The following is a 21,043-nucleotide window of genomic DNA, read 5'->3' as shown; positions in this document are numbered from 1 at the left end:
CATCAATGTTGAATGACACACCGCCTTCGCGAACAAGCCCGCTCCCACAGTTAGATTGTTTCCACTCGCTACCTGCGTTTTTTGCTGCCTAGCAACGACCCCATCAAGCCGCGCACCAACTGTCGGCCAAGCGAATTGGCCGCCTGTTGCATCGCCGATTTCAGCGCCTTCCCTGCCGCCGTACCGAGAAACTCCCCGGCCTGTTCGGTGAAGCTCGGCTCTGCAGCCGCCGGTTTTTCGGGCGCGGCTTGGGCCTCAGGCGCCAGCCCCTTGCGCCCGATCAGCACTTCATAGGCTGACTCGCGATCGATCGGCTTGTCATAACGCCCCTGCAATGGCGAACCGGCGATCAGCGCGGTGCGTTCTGCGGCGCTCAGCGGCCCGATGCGCGATTGCGGCGGTGCCACCAGCACCTGCTGGACCATTGCCGGTGTGCCTTTTTCCTGCAGAGTGCCGACCAGGGCTTCACCAATCCCCATCTCGGTGAGGACCGACAGGCTGTCGAACGCCGGGTTCGGCCGGAAACCTTCAGCCACCGCGCGCAGGGATTTCTGTTCCTTGGCGGTGAACGCGCGCAACCCGTGCTGGATACGCAAGCCCAACTGCGCCAGCACATCATCCGGCAAGTCACCCGGGGACTGGGTCACGAAATACACGCCCACACCTTTGGAACGAATCAAGCGCACGACCTGTTCCAGGCGATCACGCAACGCCTGGGGCGTGCCGTTGAACAGCAGGTGCGCTTCGTCGAAAAACAGCGCCAGCAACGGTTTGTCGGCATCACCGCGCTCCGGCAGTTGCTCGAACAGTTCGGCCAGCAGCCACAACAGAAAGGTCGCGTAGACCTTTGGTGCCTCGTGCACCAGGCGACTGGCATCCAACAGGTGAATTCGCCCGCGACCGTCGGCGGTTGGCTGCAGAATGTCTTCGAGCTGCAACGCCGGTTCGCCAAACAAGGCTTCGGCGCCCTGTTGCTCCAGGGTCGCCAGGCGCCGCAGCAGCGCCTGGCTGGAGCCTGTTGTCATCAGCGCGGCGTCGTCACCTAGCAACAGCGGGTTGTCGCGCAGGTGATTGAGCAACGCCTTCAGATCCTTGAGATCCAGCAGCAACAAGCCTTCGCGGTCGGCGACTTTGAATGCGGCATACAACGCCGACTGCTGACTGTCCGTCAGCTCCAGCAGACTTCCCAGCAGTAGCGGCCCCATTTCACTCAGGGTGGTGCGCAATGGATGACCTGACTGACCGTGAACATCCCATAAGGTCACCGGGTATGCCTGAGGCTTGTGGTTCAGCCATGGCATCCCGGCGATGCGCTCGGCAATTTTGCCCTGGGGGGTGCCGGCAGCGCCCAGACCGCAAAGGTCACCCTTGATGTCGGCGGCGAACACCGCCACTCCGGCATCGCTGAAGGCTTCGGCCAAGCGTTGCAACGTGACGGTTTTGCCCGTGCCGGTGGCACCCGCAATCAAACCGTGGCGGTTCGCCAGGCGCATTGCCTGGGCAATCGGCTGACCGGCGAGGTCGGCACCGATAACGAGTTGCAATGAATCAGGCATTTGGTCACCCATGGTTAATCTTTAATCCTGCACGGCCGATAGAGGTAACGACAGACCAGTCTGAAAATCGAGTAGGACATTTCCCCTAAGGAAAGACGGAAATATCAGCTTGTTTCAACACTGCCCAATCCGCGCGCTTTTATAAAAAGCACGCACTGGACATTAAGACCTTAGCGGAACCTCAAGCCATGAACAAAAATCTGCGCTTCAGCCATAAGATCCTGCTAGCTGCGGCTCTTATCGTGATTGCCGCCTTCGCCTCATTTACGCTGTACAACGACTATTTGCAGCGCAATGCCATTCGCCAGGACCTGGATAATTATCTCAACGAGATGGGCGATGTGACCGCCAACAATATCCAGACCTGGTTGACCGGCCGCATTCTGCTGATCGACAACCTCTCGCAAAATATTGCGATCAATCCAGAGCAGGCCAACGTATCGGCGCTGCTGGAACAGAAAGCCCTGACGTCGACGTTCATGGCGACCTATCTGGGTGACGCCACCGGGCACTTCACCATTCGTCCGGATGCGAAGATGCCTGATGGCTTCGATCCGCGGGTTCGCCCCTGGTACAAAGGTGCAGAAAGCAGCAGCACGCCTACCCTGACCGAACCCTACATCGACGCGGCGACCGGGCAGCTGATCATTTCCATGGCCACGGCCTCGAGGAAAGCCGGACAAAGTGTCGGAGTGGTGGGCGGTGACCTGAGCTTGCAAACCTTGATCGACACCCTCAGCGCCCGTGACTTCGACGGCATGGGTTATGCGTTTCTGGTCAGTGCCGACGGCAAGATCCTGGTTCACCCGGACAAAGCGCTGGTCATGAAATCCCTGAGCGAGGCCTATCCGAAAGATACCCCGCGCATCGGCAGCGGCTTTGCCGAGGTAGAGGTCGACGGCAAGACACGCATTGTCTCCTTCACCCCGATCAAAGGTCTGCCTTCGGTCAACTGGTACATCGGTCTGTCGGTCGACAAGGAAAAAGCCTTCTCGATGCTCAGCGAATTCCGTACTTCGGCGGTCGTTGCCACCGTTATCGCAGTGGCCATCATCATTGCCCTGCTGGGCATGTTGATCCGCATCCTGATCCAGCCGCTGCACGTGATGACCCGCGCCATGGCCGACATTGCCGACGGCGAAGGCGACCTGACCAAACGCCTGACCATCGAGAACAACGATGAATTCGGCAGCCTTGCTACCGCATTCAACCGTTTCGTGGAGCGTATCCACACCTCGATCCGCGAAGTGTCCTCGGCGACCGGGCAAGTGAACGAAGTGGCGTTGCGCGTAGTGGCCGCTTCCAACTCGTCGATGTTCAACTCCGACCAGCAAGCCTCGCGCACCAGCAGCGTGGCGGCAGCGATCAACCAGCTCGGCGCCGCCACCCAGGAAATCGCGCGCAACGCCGCGCAGGCATCGACACAGGCCAGCGACGCCCGCAGCCTGGCTGAAGACGGCCAGCAAGTCGTGGACCGCAGCATTGTCGCGATGAATCAGCTGTCGAGCATGCTCAGTGCCTCAAGTACCAACATCGAGTCGCTGAACAACAAAACCGTGAACATCGGGCAAATCCTCGAAGTCATCACCAGCATTTCCCAGCAAACCAACCTGCTGGCACTCAACGCCGCGATCGAAGCCGCCCGTGCCGGTGAGGCGGGTCGTGGTTTCGCCGTGGTGGCGGACGAAGTTCGCAACCTCGCGCACCGTACCCAGGAATCGGCGCAACAGGTGCAGACCATGATCGAGGAGCTGCAAGTCGGCGCCCGGGAATCGGTCAGCACCATGAGCGACAGCCAGCGCCACAGTCAGGACAGCGTGGAAATCGCCAACCTGGCGGGCGAGCGCCTCAACAGCGTGACACTGCGCATCGGTGAAATCGACGGCATGAACCAATCGGTGGCCACTGCGACCGAGGAGCAGACGGCGGTGGTCGAGTCGATCAACGTCGATATCACCGAGATCAATACGCTGAACCAGGAAGGTGTGGAAAACCTGCAGTCGACGTTGCGGGCGTGCTCGGATCTGGAGCAGCAGGCGGCGCGGTTGAAGCAGTTGGTGGGCAGTTTCCGGATTTAAGGCGCTCTTGCGGGCCTCTTCGCGGGCAAGCCCGCTCCCACAGGGATCCTCATCGGGCACAGGTTTTGTGTACGACGCAGATAATCTGCGGGAGCGGGCTTGCTCGCGAAGAGGCCATCAAGAACTCTATATACAGCCCGGCTGCCCCCCACCCGCAAAACCCCAACCGAACATCTATTCTTCATAAAGGTCAACCAAGGGAGTACCAGGACCGGACCGGAGGGATGTTCACCGTGCATATCGCTGACATAACCATGTTCTACGCCCCTGCCAGTGGGGGCGTGCGAACTTATCTGGATGCCAAGCACCGTCGCCTGGGCATCAGGCCAGGCATTCGCCACAGCTTGCTGATTCCCGGATCATCCTTGAGTGAACAGGATGGCATCTACAAGGTTCCGGCCCCCGCCCTGCCCTTCGGCAAAGGCTATCGCTTCCCTCTTCGCCTCGCGCCCTGGCGCAATGTCTTGCACGATTTGCAACCTGACCTGATCGAAGTCGGCGACCCCTACCTCACCGCCTGGGCGGCGCTTGATGCGCGTCGGCAACTTGATGTCCCGGTCATCGGTTTTTATCACTCAGACCTGCCGCTGCTGGTGAGCAATCGCATGGGCAACTGGGTGACGACCAACGTCGAAGCCTATGTCAGCAAGCTCTATGGCAACTTTGACCGGGTATTGGCGCCAAGCCGGATCATGGCCGACAAGCTGGTCGGGCTGGGGGTGAAGAACGTTTTCGTGCAACCGCTGGGGGTCGACCTGCAAACCTTCCATCCCAGTGCCAGGGATCCGGAACTGCGGGCCGAACTGGGCATTGATGAAAATACTCATTTGCTGATCTTCGCGGGGCGTGGCTCGAAGGAAAAAAACCTGCCGGTGCTGCTGGACTGCATGAAACGCCTGGGCCGGCGCTATCACCTGCTGCTGGTCGGTTCGTCGATGCCCGCCGCGGTGCCGGGTAATGTCACGGTAATCGATGGGTTTCGTCCAGCCGCCCAGGTCGCGCGGCTGATGGCCAGTGCCGATGCGCTGTTGCATGCCGGAGATCAGGAAACCTTTGGCTTGGTGATCCTCGAAGCCATGGCCAGCGGCATTCCGGTGGTAGCGGTGGCGGCCGGTGCCTTTCAGGAGATTGTCACCGAAGAATGCGGCCTGCTCTGCGCGCCCAACGATCCCGCAGCAATGGCCAATGCAGTGCGTGAATTATTCAATGGCGCCAGCGCGGTACTGGGTCGACAGGCTCGCAGCCATGTCGAACGGCATTACGCCTGGGACGCGGTGGTCGATAGTCTGTTGGGGCACTACCACGCCGTACTGGGCAGTCACTGGCCGCTGACGGCTAATGGTTGAGCCCATGAACAATCGCGGCCTGTTACTTGTGCTGCATGACGTCGCGCCGCCGACCTGGAGTGATTACCAGCCGTTCGTCGAAGCCGTCGATGCCTTGGGCGACATACCGATGACCTGGCTGGTGGTACCGGACTTCCACCGTCACAGCGATCTGGACACCCATCCGCAAATGCGCCGCCTGCTCGGCACACGGATCGCGCGGGGCGACGAGTTGGCCCTGCATGGCTATTTCCATTGTGATGACGGTCCAAGGGCAAGCAATCCCCGCGACTGGTTCATGCGCCGGATCTACACCCACGAAGGCGAGTTTTACAGCTTGTCCCGGGAAGCAGCCCTCAGCCGACTCCACGCCGGTGTCGAACTGTTCCAACGCTACGACTGGCCGCTACAGGGTTTCGTCGCGCCTGCCTGGCTGATGAGCGAAGGCACCCGGGACGCGCTGCGCCAGCTCCCGTTGAGTTACACCAGCGATGCGCAGCATTTATATCGCCTGCCAGAATTCACGGCGATTGATGCCCCGGGGCTGGTGTGGAGTGCCCGCAGTGCCTGGCGGCGGGGAATATCGAAGATTGTCAGCGATCGCCGTGAGCAGCGCTGGCAGGATGCCCCCGTAATTCGCCTTGGTCTGCACCCGGTGGACATGCGACATGAGTTCTCCCGCACATACTGGCTGCAAACTCTCCAGCGCCTGCTCGAGGACGGACGTGTGCCATTGACCAAGGCGCAGTGGTTGGCGCAGCACAGCCACTGTTTTGGCCGCGCCGCATGAGTCGGGTGATTGTGCTGGTTGTCGGCCTGCTCGCTGCGGTGCTGATTCCGTTGTTGCTGGGCGGTAACGAGACGTGGTCGAGACTGCAGGGCTTCCCGCTGAACTGGCTGCTGATCATGTTCGCCATGATCCTGCTGTGCTGGATTATCAATACTCTGCGTTTGCGCCTGTTGCTCGCCGACCAGCGCGACAAGCTGGGTCCATTGAAAAGCCTTGGCGTGGTGATGGCTGCCGAATTCGCCTACTGCGCCACTCCTGGCGGCAGCGGCGGACCGCTGACCATCATGGGCTTGCTCGCCCGTCACGGCGTGCGCCCGGCCAGGAGCAGCGCAGTGTTTGCCATGGACCAGCTCAGTGACCTGTTGTTTTTCCTCTGCGCACTGAGCGGCATCCTGATTTACGCACTGTTCCAGCACCTCAGCGAACGCATGGAGTGGTTGCTGATGGTGAGCGCCATTTCTATGTTCGGCGGGTTGTTCAGTTGCGTGATGCTGGCCCGCTATCATCGGCTGCTGATTCGTCATAGCGGTCGTTTGCTGGCGCGCCTGAAGGTTAAAAGCAGCACCCGAATGCGCTGGGCACGAAAGCTCCTGCATTTTCTGGCGGCTTTTACCGACACCCTCAGGTTACCTTTTCAGACGTTGATCATGGTGTTCGCCCTGACCTGCCTGCACTGGGGGTTGCGCTACAGCGTGCTGTACCTGGCGCTACGGGGCCTGGGAGCGGATTTGCAGTGGGCCTGGAGTTTTCTGATCCAGATGCTTTCGCTGAGCGCGGGGCAATTCAGCCTGTTGCCCGGTGGTGCCGGGGCGGCGGAATTGACCTCGGCGGCGTTGCTGGCGCCCATGGTGGGGAAATCGACAGCGGCTGCGGCGATTCTGATTTGGCGCGCGGTGACGTATTACTTTTACTTGCTGGTGGGTGGCCCGGTATTTTTGCTGATGGTCGGGCGGCCATTGCTGAAGAAGTTCATGAGGTTCAAGGAGGCGTAAGTTTGTCCTCAGACTCTTGTTGCAGTTGCTCCCACAACTGGGCAGCCCCAGGAAAATCGGTTCCGTCTTCAGCACTCAGATCATCAGGGTCGTAGCGACTCAAACAGCCTTCGCCCAATGTGGCTGGTGCTTTGGAAGTGGCTTTGTCCAACGGATCAGCCATGTTCATGTCCTCAGTGCAGAAACGGCGAAGGGCCTGAAGCGATTGAACGCCCAGGCCCTTCGAATTTCAACCCTGTCGTTGGGCTGTCAGAACACCACGGTCTTGTTGCCGTGCACCAGCACCCGGTCTTCCAGGTGATAACGCAGGCCCCGGGCCAGAACCATCTTCTCGACGTCACGACCGAAACGCACCATGTCTTCGATGCTGTCGCCGTGATTGACGCGTACCACGTCCTGCTCGATGATCGGACCGGCGTCCAGCTCTTCGGTCACATAGTGGCAGGTAGCACCGATCAGTTTCACACCACGCATGGAAGCCTGATGGTAGGGCTTGGCGCCAACGAATGATGGCAGGAAGCTGTGGTGGATGTTGATGACCTTGTGCGCATACTCGCTGCACAAGTCCGGCGGCAGGATCTGCATGTAGCGGGCCAGCACCACCACTTCGGCATCGTGCTGTTTGACCAGGCGCGATACTTCAGCGAACGCCGGTTGCTTGTCCTGTGGATTGACCGGAACGTGGTAATACGCAATACCGTGCCACTCCACCATGCTGCGCAGGTCATCATGGTTGGAAATCACGCAGGAAATTTCGCAGTCCAGTTCATCGCTATGCCAGCGGTGCAGCAAATCGGCCAGGCAGTGCGACTCGCGACTGGCCATCAGTACGACACGTTTCTTTTGTTCGGTATCGGTGATGCGCCAGTCCATCGAAAATTCTTCGGCGATCGGGGCAAAAGCTTCGCGCAACGCTTCAATACCGAATGGCAGAGAGTCGGCACGAATTTCGTGACGCATAAAGAACCAGCCACTGAGATTGTCCGAGTGATGGCTCGCTTCGGTGATCCAGCCATTATGTGACGCCAGAAAGTTACTGACTTTGGCAACGATGCCGACGCGGTCCGGGCAAGAAATCACCAGGCGAAAAGTGCGCATGAGGGGGAAACTCCAGAACTTCGCAAAGGCCGCCATTCTAGCGATTACGCAGCAAAACTGCAGTATTGATGATGCCCAGGCTGGGCAGAACGCACGCAAGCTCGGGTGATCGGCTTCGCGCCTGCCCGCGCGGATGCTCTTGATTGTCCATTGCGGTTGTTGTTTGTAAACATTCGTAAAGGATCGGGGCACACTTTTAAAATGCTCAGGCAATGCGCTCGCTTGCACTGCAACTAAAATAAATAAAACCGGGGTTAATTGTTTACTTGATGAAACACCCTGACTATTATTGCCGCACTGTCACCTGCCATCCAGCGTCCTACATAAGGTAGTCACCATGTCCTTGATCAACGAATATCGCGCCACCGAAGAAGCTATCAAAGAGCTGCAAGCCCGTTTGAAGAACCTGTCCCAAGACGACAAACTGCAAACCGAGCTGGAATTCGAAGGCAAACTGCGCACCCTGATGGGTGAATACTCCAAGTCCCTGCGCGACATCATCGCGCTGCTGGATCCAGAGTCCAAAACCAAAGCACCACGCGGCGGCGCAGTAAAAACTACTGGCACCAAGCGTGCTCGCAAAGTTAAACAATACAAAAACCCGCACAATGGCGAAGTCATCGAGACCAAAGGTGGCAACCACAAAACTCTGAAAGAGTGGAAAGCCAAGTGGGGCGGTGATGTGGTTGAAGGCTGGGCTACCCTGCTGGGCTAAGCCGCAAAGCTTGTCGCAGACGGATCCGTGACGATAAAAGAACGCCAGCAAATGCTGGCGTTTTTTTATGCGCGAAATCCAACCTGCGGCTATTCGATCTCAAAGATTCAAACGTTGGCGCAATTGCTGGACATACCCCTGCCACTCGCTCAGTACCTCTCGCTGAGGCGCAGTAGCAGTAAGGTTCAACTGGCTTTGGGCCGCGAGAAAACTTTCCAGGGTATTTGGCGCTCCCCATTCAGGATCCGACAGACGCTTCTGACAGAATATTCTCCAGCGCTCCAGTTCTTCGCTACTCAACAAGTCTGGAAAGTTACGTGCGCGATATCGAAACAATAATTCAGGCAAACGTTCATCATCGAACGGCCACTGATCCTGACCTAATTGTGCCGGATCCACGGTTCTGACTTGTTCACATAAACGCCGATCCCGATCGCCAATAAAACCGTCATATAACTGTTGCTCGGGGTCCTGGTTTTGAGAAAAATCCTCCCGCGCATAAATCGCCGAAACTTTATCCTGCCAAACTTTCTGCGCGTCGTTTAGCCGCAGCACACGCTGTTGATACAAAGCCATATCCAGCCCGAGACGATGCTGATCCTCAGGGCGAAGCACCGCCAATGGCGCCACCACCGGGCATTTGTTGATGTGGATAAGTTTCAGCGGTACCGGCAATTCGTCTTCCGCCAGATCTTCACGGCGGGTGTAAAGGCGCTGGCGCAAGGTTTCGGCATCAAGATCGAACAGGCCCTGGGGGTCCAGGTGCAAGTCACAGACTATCAAGGCATTCTTGTTGCGCGGGTGCCAAGCCAGCGGCAGCACCACGCCGACGTAATGACGTGCCGCAGAGAAGCGCCCGGAAATATGCACCAACGGCTGCAGCAGGCGAATCTGCTCCATCACCTTGTGCTTGCTGCGCAGCTGGAACAACCAGTCGTATAGTTTTGGCTGTTTTTCCCGGATCAGCCGAGCCAGGGCGATTGTGGCGCGAACGTCAGACAGCGCTTCGTGGGCATTGCCATGGTCAATACCGTTGGCAGCAGTCAAACGTTCGAGCTTGAGCGTTACCCGCCCTTCTTCATCCGTCGGCCAATGGATGCCATCAGGGCGCAAGCCATAGGCTGCGCGCACTACATCGATCAGGTCCCAGCGGCTATTGCCGCCCTGCCATTCGCGCGCATAGGGATCAAAAAAGTTTCGGTACAAGCTATAGCGAGTCATCTCGTCGTCGAAACGCAAGGTGTTGTACCCTGCGCCACAGGTGCCCGGTGCAGCCAGTTGGGCATGTACCCGGGTCATGAAATCCGCTTCGCTCAAACCGTGTTCGGCCAGTATTGCCGGGGTAATCCCGGTAATCGCGCAGGCCGCTGGATGCGGCAGGATGTCGTCACTGGGTCGACAGTAAAGATTGACCGGTTCGTCTACCTCATTTAAATCAAAATCCGTGCGCAACCCGGCCATTTGCAAAGGTCGGTCGCAACGGGGATTGATGCCAGTGGTTTCGTAGTCGTACCAGAAGATGGAGGTCACGGGCGCTTCCTGAACTGAAGATCGGCAAAGTCTAGGCGTTCACATCCCGCCCCGGCCAGCAATCTTGTCATTGGAGCACCTTGTACGCACTCTCATGCAATACATAGTTATGTCGTGTTCCCCGGCGAGGCTGCCAGCATCGAACAGGGATATCCCGACCAGGTCCTGTCATGGCGTGCCAATACGCAGGCGCTGCGCTCACAGTGCCTTCAGACAGACGCCGGTAACGGTTGAAAGCTGAAGTATTGCCTCAGCGCCTCGACCAGTTGCCCATACTCCGGCGGCGCCTGTTGAACGCTGAATCCGGCGTCGTAGTGCTGAGGGGTTGCGTCTTCATGACACCACAGGCAGCGCGCCCGCAGATCGATGACTGGCGTGCAGTCCTTGCTGGCAGGAAGCTTGAGGCGCAAATCGAAATCGGCGCCGATCATCATCGGCAATTGGCTGATCAGCATCAGCCCGTCTTTGGAAACGTTGCCCAGGAAACCTATGGGTTTGCCAGTGACGCTGTTGAACACTTTGAGATAATACGGCAGCTGATGCCGCTCAATCCGGCGATGGGTGAACATGTGAGATTCGCCATGCAAGGCTCTTAAGCAGAGCCGCACTACTGCTTCGGAACGGGTCTGGATTTATCGATGCCCGCTCTCCCCGTTCCCGATGCATCAGTCATTACGATGCTGTGGATTACTTGTGCCGGTCACAGGTGATGCCCGGTCTGGAGCCCGGGCTCTCAAACCGGTTTCTTCGACTATAGCTCACCAGCGCCGGGGAGCCAGCCATTGGCTGCTCACCACCATCAGAACTGCGTCGGACGTACCGCGGCGGCACTGCGCAGCGGGTAGTGGCCCAGGCTCTGCAAGGTTTCCAGGCGGGCACGGGCGCGGTAGGCGTATTCGCTTTGTGGATAAGTAGCGATGATGAATTGATAGGTCTGTGCCGCATCGATGAACATCATCGTTCGCTCCAGGCACAGGCCGCGCAACATCGATACCTCCGGCCACACATAAGGCCGCGCCCGGCTGGCCCGCTCGACCTTGGACAGCTCCCGCGTCACCTGCTCGCAATTGCCCCGGTCATAGGCGCTGTAGGCATTATTGAGATGATGGTTCATCGACCAACGGGTGCAGCCCGTCACACTGAGGGCAAGGGCAGCAATGAGCATGAATCGCATGGGGGATCTCCTGTCTTGAACGCTGTATCGACCTGCGCACGGAAATCTTCAGGCTGAGACGAGCAAAGTTGCCGGGGTCAATAAAGAAGGCAATCAGCAGGTTCTACTCAAAAACCAGGTTCTTCCAAAAAACCAGGTGCCTCAAAAAAAGTAGTGCAAACGAACAATGACTACACCTCGAGAGCATAGTAGCCTCACTCAGCGCTTGAACTCAGGAGTCTTTGCATGTCCGTCCGTCGTACCAAAATCGTCGCCACCCTTGGCCCGGCCAGTAACTCGCCGGAAGTTCTCGAACAGCTGATTCTGGCTGGCCTGGACGTCGCCCGCCTGAACTTCTCCCACGGCACCCCCGACGAGCATAAGGCTCGCGCGAAGCTGGTCCGTGACCTCGCTGCCAAGCACGGTCGCTTCGTCGCCCTGCTAGGTGACCTGCAAGGCCCGAAAATCCGTATCGCCAAATTCGCCAACAAGAAGATCGAGCTGAAGATCGGTGATCAATTCACCTTCTCCACCAGCCATCCGCTGACCGAAGGCAACCAGCAAGTGGTCGGCATCGACTACCCGGATCTGGTCAAGGACTGCGGCGTGGGCGACGAACTGCTGCTCGACGACGGTCGCGTGGTGATGCGCGTCGATACCGCTACCGCCACCGAACTGCACTGCACCGTGACCATCGGCGGCCCGCTGTCGGACCACAAAGGCATCAACCGTCGCGGTGGCGGCCTGACCGCACCGGCCCTGACCGAGAAAGACAAGGCCGACATCAAGCTCGCTGCGCAAATGGAAGTCGACTACCTCGCGGTGTCCTTCCCACGTGACGCCGCCGACATGGAATACGCCCGTCAACTGCGCGACGAAGCTGGCGGTACTGCCTGGCTGGTGGCGAAGATCGAACGCGCTGAAGCCGTGGCCGACGACGAAACCCTCGACGGCCTGATCAAAGCCTCCGACGCGGTGATGGTTGCCCGTGGCGACCTGGGTGTGGAAATCGGCGACGCCGAGCTGGTGGGCATCCAGAAGAAAATCATTCTGCACGCCCGCCGCCACAACAAGGCAGTGATCGTCGCGACCCAGATGATGGAGTCGATGATCCAGAACCCGATGCCGACCCGCGCCGAAGTGTCCGACGTGGCCAACGCCGTGCTCGATTACACCGACGCCGTGATGCTGTCGGCCGAAAGTGCTGCCGGTCTGTATCCCCTGGAAGCCGTCCAGGCCATGGCGCGTATCTGCGTAGGCGCTGAAAAGCACCCGACCAGCAAGACCTCCAGCCACCGCATCGGCAAGGTCTTCGAAAGCTGCGACCAGAGCATCGCCCTGGCGGCCATGTACACCGCCAACCACTTCCCGGGCGTGAAGGCGATCATTGCCTTGACCGAAAGTGGCTACACGCCGTTGATCATGTCGCGCATCCGCTCTTCGGTGCCAATCTACGCCTTCACCCCACACCGCGAAGCCCAGGCTCGCGCGGCGATGTTCCGTGGCGTGTACACCATTCCGTTCGATCCGGCTTCGCTGGCGCCTAATGAAGTCAGCCAGAAGGCGATCGACGAGCTGGTCAAGCGCGGCGTCGTGGAAAAAGGCGACTGGGTCATCCTGACCAAGGGCGACAGCTACCACACCACCGGCGGCACCAACGGGATGAAAATCCTGCACGTTGGCGATCCTCAGGTCTGAGTGACCGGTTGCTGAAAAAACAAAGCCCCGCCATGTGAATTGCGGGGCTTTTTGCTGATCGTTCCCACTGCGTGGGAATGATCGCATCAAGTCCTCAATGCCGTTTGATAAAACCGGTCAAGGCCGCCAACGCTTCCGGGGACTTCAGCCGCTGGGTGAACAATGCGCCCTCTTCTTCTATCACCTTGCGCAGCAACTCCCGATCTGGGGCTTTCATCAGTTGCTTGCTGATGCGCACCGCCTCGGGTGGCAGCGCCTCGAAGCGCAATGCCATCTCCCGCGCCTTGGCCAGCGCCTCCTCGCCACTGCCCAACGCTTCTGACGCAATGCCCCACGCGGCCGCCTGCTCACCATTAAAACCCTCACCCAGCAGCAACAACTGCGCCGCCTTGGCCTGGCCGAGCAGGCGAGGGAGAATCAGGCTGGAGCCGAATTCCGGGCAGAGGCCCAGATTCACGAATGGCATGCGCAACCGTGCATCACGGCTGACGTAGACCAGATCGCAATGCAGCAACATCGTCGTGCCAATGCCCACCGCCGCGCCGGCCACGGCAGCGACCACCGGCTTGCGGCATTCAAGCAGGTTGAGCATGAAATGAAACACGGGGCTGTCGAGATTGCCCGGTGGTTGCTGGATGAAGTCGGCGATGTCGTTGCCGGCGGTAAAACACTCGGTGGAACCGGTGATCAGTACGGCCCTGATGTCAGGGTCGTTATCGGCCTGATTGAGGGCCTCGGCCAGGTGGCTGTACATGGCGCGGGTCAGGGCGTTTTTCTTGTCGGGGCGATTCAGGCGCAGGGTCAGCAGGCCGCGTTCGCGTTCAATCTGGATGGCATCGGTCATGGAAGGTCTCGCGTCTGAAAATTCAGCGTTCAACCGCGAGGCAGGAATACGTCGGCCAGCAGTTGATTGCGCGGCAGTCCCGCCAGATACAAGCGCCGGGCAAACGCGTCGACACTGTCGGGGGACCCGCAGAGTAAGGCTTGGGTTTGTCGGGAAACAAGGCGCAGTTGCGCCAAAGCCGCGGGCAACCCGGCCGGGGTCCATAGTTCGATGTTGAGGTTCGGCCGACTGGCGGCCATGGCTTGCAGGGGTTTGGCCAGATAATGCTCGTTGGCATCATGGGCCAGATGAATGACACGGATAGCACCCTGGTGCTCCTGTCGCAGGGCCTCACGCAAGACGCCGAACAACGGCCCCAGGCCTGTCCCGGATGCCAGTAACCACAACGGCCGCAAGTGCCAGTCGGGATCGTAATGCAATGCCCCGCCGCGCAACTCGCCAAGTCGCAGTGGGTCGCCGATTTTCAACTGACGCGCAGCGTCACTGAATTCCCCGGGTTGGCGGCAGTCGAGGTGGAACTCCAGGAAACGGTCCTCTTCCGGCAGGCTAGCCAGGGAATACGGCCGCGCAACGTGACCGGCCCACAACACCAGATGCTGGCCGGCGCTATAGCGCAACGGGCGTTGAGGCGACAGGCGCAGGCGCAATACGCTGGAGCTCAACCAATCGACCGCAGCGACCTCGGCCGGGCGGCCATCCTGTTGCGGGTCAAAAGTGTGTACTTGCAGGTCTTCGATCACCTGGCACTGGCAGGCCAGGCGCCAGCCCTGCTGACGCTGCTCGGTGCTCAAGGCATCGGGGCGATTATCGCCTGGCAAACCCTGCACGCATTGCACCAGACACGCATGGCAGCTACCGGCGCGACAGCTGTATGGCACCGTCACGCCGTTACGATTCAGCGCGTCGAGCAAATTACTGCCCTCCTCCACCGACCATTGCCGCTCACCGACCCGCAGCTCAGGCATCGGCGTTCTCCCACGCCGCCGCGCAGCGGTTACGACCGTCACGCTTGGCGCGATAGAGCGCCTGATCGGCGCGCTGCAAGGCCTCGTCCAGGTCATCGCCGAGTTCCAGCAAAGTCATACCCGCGCTAAGACTGAGGCTTTGTACATTCAACCCCACCATCTCGACATCGGTGAAGGCGATACGCAGCCGCTCGCAACAAGCGGTCAGGCGATCAGTATCACAATCGGGCAGCAACACCACGAACTCTTCGCCACCGTAACGGGCCAGCACATCGCCCTCACGCAGGCAGGCGGAAGCCACTCCAGCGAAGGCTTGCAGTACCTGATCACCCGCGGCGTGGCCATGCACATCGTTGATACGCTTGAAATGGTCGAGGTCGATCAGCGCCAGGCCATGGGCGACACCGGTGTCCATGGCGTTCAGCTCGCGGGAAGCCAGACGCAGGAAGTGCCGGCGATTGAATAACCCGGTCAGTTCATCGGTGGCCACCAGATCTTCGAGCTGACGCATCATGCCGCGCAATGTGTCCTGATGCGCCTGCAGGGCAAAACGCCGCTGACGCATACGTTGCCGCGAAGCCTGGACATGACTGGCATAGAGCACCAGCCACACCAGCACAATGAACAGCACACACACCTGCAATACGGCCAGCGCCGGGTCGGCCAGTTCAAAGTGGTAGCCCTCCCACAGCGTGATCGCACTGAAGCTTGAAAACACCAGCAATGCACAGCGAATGAAGGCCTGGCGGGAGAGGTGGAACAGGCCGAACATCAGAATCAGCAGGTAAAACACCAGGAAGGCGCCGCGCGCCTCATCCAGATGGGCAATCAACCAGGTTTGCCAGCCCAGGCCCAGCAATACTTGCAGTTCGGTCAGGCTAGGGTCGGAAAGCTGCAGATTACGCCCGCTGTAAAACACCGCGAACAGTACAAGCTGGCTGAAGACTACCAATGCGCTGCCGATGGCGACGCTGGCCAATGGCGCATCGTAGTGGCCGGTGAAAAATGCCAGCCACAGCAATAGTAAAGCCAGGGCATAGGTACCGGCGGCGAGGGCAAAGCGTTTGAGTAAAACTCGTTGAATGGCGTTATGGGTCAATCGTTGACTCACCGTGCGAAGGAATGCTGTTTTGAGTGTCCTACTCTACAGGCCGGGTATTACTTTAGTGGCGCTCCGGATAAATGACCATTCATTTAAGGGCCGATAATCTGACGTCAAAACCATGACCCAGAAAACAGCACACATTCACGGCTCCTTTGCTGCCGCTTGTTACCTGCCAACATCTTGCGCCCTTATGCGACCAACGATTGACTGGTGGCGCGTGTGCAGGCCTGCGAGGCGCGCTATACTGCCGCGCCTTTTTAGCGTCGCGCCAGCAGCCCCGGCGTGCCTTGAAAGGTGCTTGCAACCGACCGATACACCCAAGCTGCAAGCACCTTATTGAATGTTCCCGTCTTTTAGAGGAGCGCGACTCATGACCGTGATCAAGCAAGACGACCTGATTCAGAGCGTTGCCGACGCCCTGCAGTTCATTTCCTATTACCACCCCGTTGATTTCATCCAGGCGATGCACGAGGCCTACCTGCGTGAAGAATCGCCGGCAGCCCGCGACTCGATCGCGCAGATCCTGATCAACTCGCGCATGTGTGCCACCGGCCACCGCCCGATCTGCCAGGACACCGGCATCGTGACCGTGTTTGTCCGCGTGGGCATGGACGTGCGCTGGGATGGCGCCACCATGGGCCTGGACGACATGATCAACGAAGGCGTGCGTCGCGCCTACAACCTGCCGGAAAACGTCCTGCGTGCTTCGATCCTCGCCGACCCGGCGGGCGCTCGTAAAAACACCAAGGACAACACCCCTGCCGTTATCCACTACTCCATCGTTCCGGGTAACACCGTGGAAGTGGACGTGGCGGCCAAGGGCGGCGGTTCCGAGAACAAGTCGAAAATGGCCATGCTCAACCCGTCCGACTCGATCGTCGACTGGGTGCTCAAGACCGTTCCGACCATGGGCGCCGGCTGGTGCCCACCGGGCATGCTCGGCATCGGCATCGGCGGCACCGCCGAGAAAGCCGCCGTCATGGCCAAGGAAGTGTTGATGGAATCCATCGACATTCACGAGTTGAAGGCTCGCGGCCCACAGAACCGCCTCGAAGAGATGCGTCTGGAGCTGTTCGAGAAGGTCAACCAGCTGGGCATCGGCGCCCAGGGCCTCGGTGGCCTGACCACCGTGCTCGACGTGAAGATCATGGATTACCCGACCCACGCCGCTTCGTTGCCGGTGTGCATGATCCCGAACTGCGCCGCTACCCGTCACGCGCACTTCGTGCTCGACGGTTCCGGCCCGGCCTCGCTGGAAGCGCCACCGCTGGACGCCTACCCGGAAATCGTCTGGGAAGCAGGCCCGTCGGCCCGTCGCGTCAACCTCGACACCCTGACGCCAGAAGAAGTACAGAGCTGGAAGCCGGGCGAAACCGTCCTGCTCAACGGCAAGATGCTCACCGGTCGCGACGCTGCGCACAAGCGCATGGTCGAGATGCTGAACAAGGGCGAAACCCTGCCGGTGGACCTGAAAGGTCGCTTCATCTACTACGTCGGCCCGGTTGATCCGGTACGCGAAGAAGTGGTTGGCCCGGCTGGCCCGACTACTGCCACGCGGATGGACAAGTTCACCCGTCAGATCCTCGAGCAGACTGGTTTGCTGGGCATGATCGGCAAATCCGAGCGCGGCCCGACCGCAATCGAAGCGATCAAGGACCACAAAGCCGTTTACCTGATGGCAGTCGGCGGTGCGGCTTACCTGGTGGCGCAAGCCATCAAGAAATCCCGCGTTGTAGCTTTCGCCGAACTGGGCATGGAAGCGATCTACGAGTTCGACGTCAAGGACATGCCGGTCACTGTTGCTGTCGACAGCAATGGCGAGTCGGTACACATCACCGGTCCTGCCATCTGGCAGAAAAAGATCAGTGAAAGCCTGGCGGTAGAAGTGCAGTAAGCGCTTCCAGCAACCCGAAAAGGCGACAGGGGGATTACCCTGTCGCCTTTTTTATTGCCTCATTTTGCATAAGCCGCTTTTGTGGGATGACGGCGCGGGCCCATGGTATGGTGCGCCCCCTCCGTACACATATTTGATGCCCAACATGTTTGAGTCATCTCGCCCTTTGCGCATGGCGCTCTATACCGTGTTGATTATCGCGGGCGCTGCCCTCGCAGCCACCCTGGCCGTTCGTCAAACCGTGCGCCAGTCACTGGTCGATGACGCAGCCCGGGCCAATCAGCAACTGGGGCTGTACGCAACGTCCCTGCATACCCTGATCGAACGCTACCGCGCCCTGCCAGCGGTGCTGGCACTCGACCCGCAATTGCGCCAGGCGCTCAAAGGCCCGGTAAGTGCCGAACAACAGGACCTGCTCAATCGCAAACTGGAAAGCATCAACGGTGCGGCCGAATCGTCCACGCTGGAACTGCTCGACCGCACAGGCCTGGCCGTGGCAGCCAGCAACTGGCGCCTGCCCAGCAGTTACGTCGGTCACAATTACGGATTTCGCCCCTACTTCAACCAGACCCGCACCCAGGGCACAGGACGCTTTTACGCCGTGGGCGTTACCAGCGGCATACCGGGCTATTTCCTGTCCAGCGCCGTCAGCAACGACGACGGCCAGTTCCTCGGGGCGATGGTGGTGAAACTGGAATTTCCCGAGCTCGAAAGGGAATGGCGCCAGGGCAGCGACACGCTATTGGTCAGCGACGCCCGCGGCATCGTCTTCATCGCTAATCAGCCGGGCTGGCGCTACCGCCTGTTGAAACCACTGAGCGACAGCGATCACGCTGAACTCAAGGCTACCCGCCAATACGACAAACAACCGCTGTCGCCGCTGGATTATGAATCGCTGCGACGCTTCGACGACAACAGTGAGCTGGTGCGGGTCGATGGGCCGGACGGCAAGGCGGACTATCTGTGGGAGTCCCTGCCGCTGAGCGCCGAAGGCTGGACGCTGCACCTGCTGCGTCGCCCGCAGATAGCCTTCGAAGACAGTCGCAACGCCGCGCTCGCAGCGGCAGGTCTGTGGCTGACTTTGGTGTTTCTGTTGCTGTTTCTCAATCAGCGCTGGCGTCTGGCCAAACTGCGCCAGCGCAGTCGCGAAGAACTCGAACGACTGGTGCAGGAGCGCACTCGCGACCTGCGCACGGCTCAGGAAGGTCTGGTGCAATCAGCCAAACTTGCCGCACTTGGCCAGATGTCCGCCGCCCTGGCCCACGAGATCAACCAGCCCCTGACTACTCAGCGTATGCAACTGGCGACCTTGCGCCTGCTGCTCGACCATGGCCGGGTCGACGAAGCGTACAAGGCACTCAAGCCACTGGACGAGATGCTGACACGCATGGCCGCCCTCACCGGCCACTTGAAAACCTTTGCCCGCAAAAGCCCCAGTGGCTTGCGCGAGCGCCTGGACCTGGCCTCGGTCGTGGACCAATCGTTGCAACTGCTCGACACCCGGCTACGCGACGAACAGGTCAGCACCGTTCTGCACCTGACGCGTCCGGCCTGGGTGCGTGGCGATGCGATTCGCCTCGAACAGGTACTGATCAACCTGCTGCGCAACGCGCTGGATGCGATGCAGGATAAACCCTGCAAGCGTCTGGAAATCCGTCTCGAAGCCGAGGAAAAATTGTGGCGCCTGAGCGTCATCGACAATGGCGATGGCATTGCGCAGGAAAACCTGTCCAAGGTATTCGACCCGTTCTTCACCACCAAACCGGTGGGTGATGGCCTGGGCATCGGGCTGGCCGTTTCCTTCGCTATCGTTCACGAATCAGGTGGCCGCCTCAGCGCAGAAAATCACACCAACGGCGCCGTGTTTTCGCTGACCTTGCCCATCGACCTGGAGGCCCATGGCTCATGCTCAACTCAGTAATGGTGGTCGACGACGAAAGCAGCATCCGCAGCGCCGTCGAACAATGGCTGAGCCTGTCGGGTTTCGAAGTGCAGCTGTTCAGCCGCGCTGATGAATGTCTGGCGCAACTGCCCAGGCATTACGCCGGGGTAATTCTCAGCGATGTGCGCATGCCCGGCATGACCGGCCTGGAACTGCTGGCCGAGGTGCAGCGCCGCGATGCCGACTTGCCGGTGATCCTGCTCACGGGCCATGGCGATGTGCCGATGGCCGTCGATGCGATGCGCGATGGCGCCTACGATTTTCTTGAAAAACCTTTCAGCCCCGAGACCCTGCTCGGCAGCCTGCGCCGCGCTCTGGACAAGCGCCGGCTGGTACTGGAAAACCGAGCCTTGCATGAACAGGCAGACAACCGCGCCAAACTCGACGCCACGTTACTTGGGGTGTCCCGCAGCTTGCAGACCTTGCGCCGGCAAGTGCTGGACCTGGCGGCGCTGCCGGTCAACGTGCTGATCCGAGGCGAAACCGGCAGCGGCAAGGAACTGGTCGCCCGTTGCCTGCACGACTTCGGCCCGCGGGCGGGCAAACCCTTTGTTGCATTGAATTGCGCGGCCATCCCCGAGCAACTGTTTGAAGCCGAGTTGTTCGGCCACGAAAGTGGCGCGTTCACCGGCGCCCAGGGCAAACGCATCGGCAAGCTCGAATACGCGGACGGCGGCACGCTGTTTCTCGATGAAATCGAAAGCATGCCCCTGGCGCAGCAGGTGAAACTGCTGCGTGTGCTTCAGGAGCAAAAGCTTGAGCGACTGGGTTCGAACCAGAGTATCCGCGTGGACTTGCGCATTATCGCCGCGACCAAACCAGATCTGCTCGACGAAGCACGGGCCGGGCGTTTTCGCGAAGACCTGGCCTATCGGTTGAATGTTGCCGAGTTGCGCTTGCCGCCGTTACGCGACCGTCGCGAAGACATTCCGTTGTTGTACGAATCCTTCGCCCGCAGCGCCGCCGAGCGCCTGGGGCGCACATTCGTGCCACTGGGCGGCCCGCAGCTGAGCCATTTACTGAGCCACGACTGGCCGGGCAATGTGCGCGAACTGGCGAACGCCGCCGAGCGACAGGTATTGGGGCTGGGTGAACCGGAGCCGCTCGGTATCGACCCCGGTCAGTCACTGGCAGCGCAGCAGGAAGCGTTTGAAGCGCAATGCCTGCGCGCGGCGTTGACCCGGCACAAGGGTGACGTCAAGGCGGTACTGGAAGAGTTGCAACTGCCTCGCCGTACTTTTAATGAAAAGATGCAGCGGCATGGACTCACTAGAGAGATGTTCTTGTAGCGTCAGGACCGACCTCTTCGCGGGCAAGCCCGCTCCCACAGGTTTTGCGGGCGATCACATCATTTGTGG

The 21,043-nt window shown here is 59.8% G+C and carries 18 protein-coding genes; 9 read left to right on the top strand and 9 right to left on the bottom strand.

What is annotated here, in order from left to right:
* Positions 1-68: 68 nt before the first annotated feature.
* Complete coding sequence (locus tag ASE98_RS01325) at positions 69-1,556, bottom strand: helicase HerA-like domain-containing protein (RefSeq protein ID WP_060539756.1); 1,488 nt, start codon at positions 1,554-1,556, stop codon at positions 69-71.
* Between the two features lie 188 nt (positions 1,557-1,744).
* On the opposite strand from ASE98_RS01325, the gene ASE98_RS01320 reads away from it, so the two are divergent.
* From ASE98_RS01320 to ASE98_RS01305, 4 genes are all read left to right on the top strand, one after another.
* Positions 1,745-3,634, top strand: coding sequence for a methyl-accepting chemotaxis protein (locus ASE98_RS01320; protein ID WP_060539628.1), 1,890 nt, complete (start codon positions 1,745-1,747; stop codon positions 3,632-3,634).
* 224 nt (positions 3,635-3,858) lie between these two features.
* The gene (locus ASE98_RS01315; protein WP_060539627.1) at positions 3,859-4,980 is read left to right on the top strand and encodes a glycosyltransferase family 4 protein; all 1,122 of its coding nucleotides are present in this window, start codon (positions 3,859-3,861) and stop codon (positions 4,978-4,980) included.
* On the top strand, positions 4,973-5,749 hold the full coding sequence (locus ASE98_RS01310) for a DUF2334 domain-containing protein (protein ID WP_060539626.1): 777 nt from the start codon (positions 4,973-4,975) through the stop codon (positions 5,747-5,749). The genes ASE98_RS01315 and ASE98_RS01310 overlap by 8 nt, the downstream gene beginning before the upstream one ends.
* Positions 5,746-6,741 carry a lysylphosphatidylglycerol synthase transmembrane domain-containing protein gene (locus ASE98_RS01305; RefSeq protein WP_060539625.1) on the top strand — a complete coding sequence of 332 codons (996 nt, stop codon included), beginning with the start codon at positions 5,746-5,748 and terminating at the stop codon, positions 6,739-6,741. The genes ASE98_RS01310 and ASE98_RS01305 overlap by 4 nt, the downstream gene beginning before the upstream one ends.
* Here the strand turns inward: ASE98_RS01305 and ASE98_RS26870 are convergent.
* Both ASE98_RS26870 and purU read right to left on the bottom strand, forming a co-directional pair.
* Entirely contained in the window at positions 6,728-6,904 is a 177-nt protein-coding gene (locus ASE98_RS26870) for a hypothetical protein (protein ID WP_177336932.1), read from the bottom strand. The two genes, ASE98_RS01305 and ASE98_RS26870, sit on opposite strands and share 14 nt — an antisense overlap.
* Positions 6,905-6,990: 86 nt before the next feature.
* Complete coding sequence (gene purU / locus ASE98_RS01300; RefSeq protein ID WP_060539624.1) at positions 6,991-7,839, bottom strand: formyltetrahydrofolate deformylase; 849 nt, start codon at positions 7,837-7,839, stop codon at positions 6,991-6,993.
* Between the two features lie 337 nt (positions 7,840-8,176).
* Here purU and mvaT point away from each other — a divergent pair, with 337 nt between their 5' ends.
* Positions 8,177-8,554, top strand: coding sequence for a histone-like nucleoid-structuring protein MvaT (gene mvaT / locus ASE98_RS01295; RefSeq protein ID WP_007933316.1), 378 nt, complete (start codon positions 8,177-8,179; stop codon positions 8,552-8,554).
* Between the two features lie 99 nt (positions 8,555-8,653).
* Here mvaT and sbcB read toward each other — a convergent pair whose 3' ends face one another.
* From sbcB to ASE98_RS01280, 3 genes are all read right to left on the bottom strand, one after another.
* A complete protein-coding gene (sbcB, locus tag ASE98_RS01290; RefSeq protein ID WP_060539623.1) occupies positions 8,654-10,084 on the bottom strand; it encodes an exodeoxyribonuclease I in 1,431 nt (476 codons plus the stop codon).
* A gap of 209 nt (positions 10,085-10,293) precedes the next feature.
* Complete coding sequence (locus ASE98_RS01285) at positions 10,294-10,653, bottom strand: PilZ domain-containing protein (protein ID WP_060539622.1); 360 nt, start codon at positions 10,651-10,653, stop codon at positions 10,294-10,296.
* A 230-nt stretch (positions 10,654-10,883) separates the two neighbouring features.
* Complete coding sequence (locus ASE98_RS01280; protein ID WP_060539621.1) at positions 10,884-11,258, bottom strand: tetratricopeptide repeat protein; 375 nt, start codon at positions 11,256-11,258, stop codon at positions 10,884-10,886.
* A 225-nt stretch (positions 11,259-11,483) separates the two neighbouring features.
* Here ASE98_RS01280 and pyk point away from each other — a divergent pair, with 225 nt between their 5' ends.
* On the top strand, positions 11,484-12,935 hold the full coding sequence (gene pyk / locus ASE98_RS01275; RefSeq protein ID WP_060539620.1) for a pyruvate kinase: 1,452 nt from the start codon (positions 11,484-11,486) through the stop codon (positions 12,933-12,935).
* Between the two features lie 94 nt (positions 12,936-13,029).
* On the opposite strand, the gene ASE98_RS01270 is transcribed toward pyk, so the two are convergent.
* The 3 genes from ASE98_RS01270 to ASE98_RS01260 are packed head-to-tail and all read right to left on the bottom strand — an operon-like array spanning position 13,030 to position 15,843.
* Positions 13,030-13,779, bottom strand: a complete 750-nt coding sequence (locus ASE98_RS01270; RefSeq protein ID WP_060539619.1) for an enoyl-CoA hydratase-related protein — start codon at positions 13,777-13,779, stop codon at positions 13,030-13,032.
* Positions 13,780-13,808: 29 nt separating this feature from the next.
* On the bottom strand, positions 13,809-14,744 hold the full coding sequence (locus ASE98_RS01265) for an iron-sulfur-binding ferredoxin reductase (protein ID WP_060539618.1): 936 nt from the start codon (positions 14,742-14,744) through the stop codon (positions 13,809-13,811).
* A complete protein-coding gene (locus tag ASE98_RS01260; RefSeq protein ID WP_060539617.1) occupies positions 14,737-15,843 on the bottom strand; it encodes a GGDEF domain-containing protein in 1,107 nt (368 codons plus the stop codon). The genes ASE98_RS01265 and ASE98_RS01260 overlap by 8 nt, the downstream gene beginning before the upstream one ends.
* Positions 15,844-16,219: 376 nt before the next feature.
* On the opposite strand from ASE98_RS01260, the gene ASE98_RS01255 reads away from it, so the two are divergent.
* From ASE98_RS01255 to ASE98_RS01245, 3 genes are all read left to right on the top strand, one after another.
* Positions 16,220-17,743, top strand: a complete 1,524-nt coding sequence (locus ASE98_RS01255; RefSeq protein ID WP_034149075.1) for a fumarate hydratase — start codon at positions 16,220-16,222, stop codon at positions 17,741-17,743.
* A gap of 145 nt (positions 17,744-17,888) precedes the next feature.
* Entirely contained in the window at positions 17,889-19,664 is a 1,776-nt protein-coding gene (locus tag ASE98_RS01250; protein ID WP_060539616.1) for an ATP-binding protein, read from the top strand.
* Entirely contained in the window at positions 19,649-20,974 is a 1,326-nt protein-coding gene (locus ASE98_RS01245) for a sigma-54-dependent transcriptional regulator (protein WP_060539615.1), read from the top strand. The genes ASE98_RS01250 and ASE98_RS01245 overlap by 16 nt, the downstream gene beginning before the upstream one ends.
* Positions 20,975-21,043 lie beyond the last annotated feature (69 nt).

This window comes from Pseudomonas sp. Leaf48 (genome assembly GCF_001421885.1).
Lineage (GTDB): Bacteria > Pseudomonadota > Gammaproteobacteria > Pseudomonadales > Pseudomonadaceae > Aquipseudomonas.
Note: the sequence above shows the minus strand (reverse complement) of the source record. Positions and strands in the feature narration are given on the sequence as shown.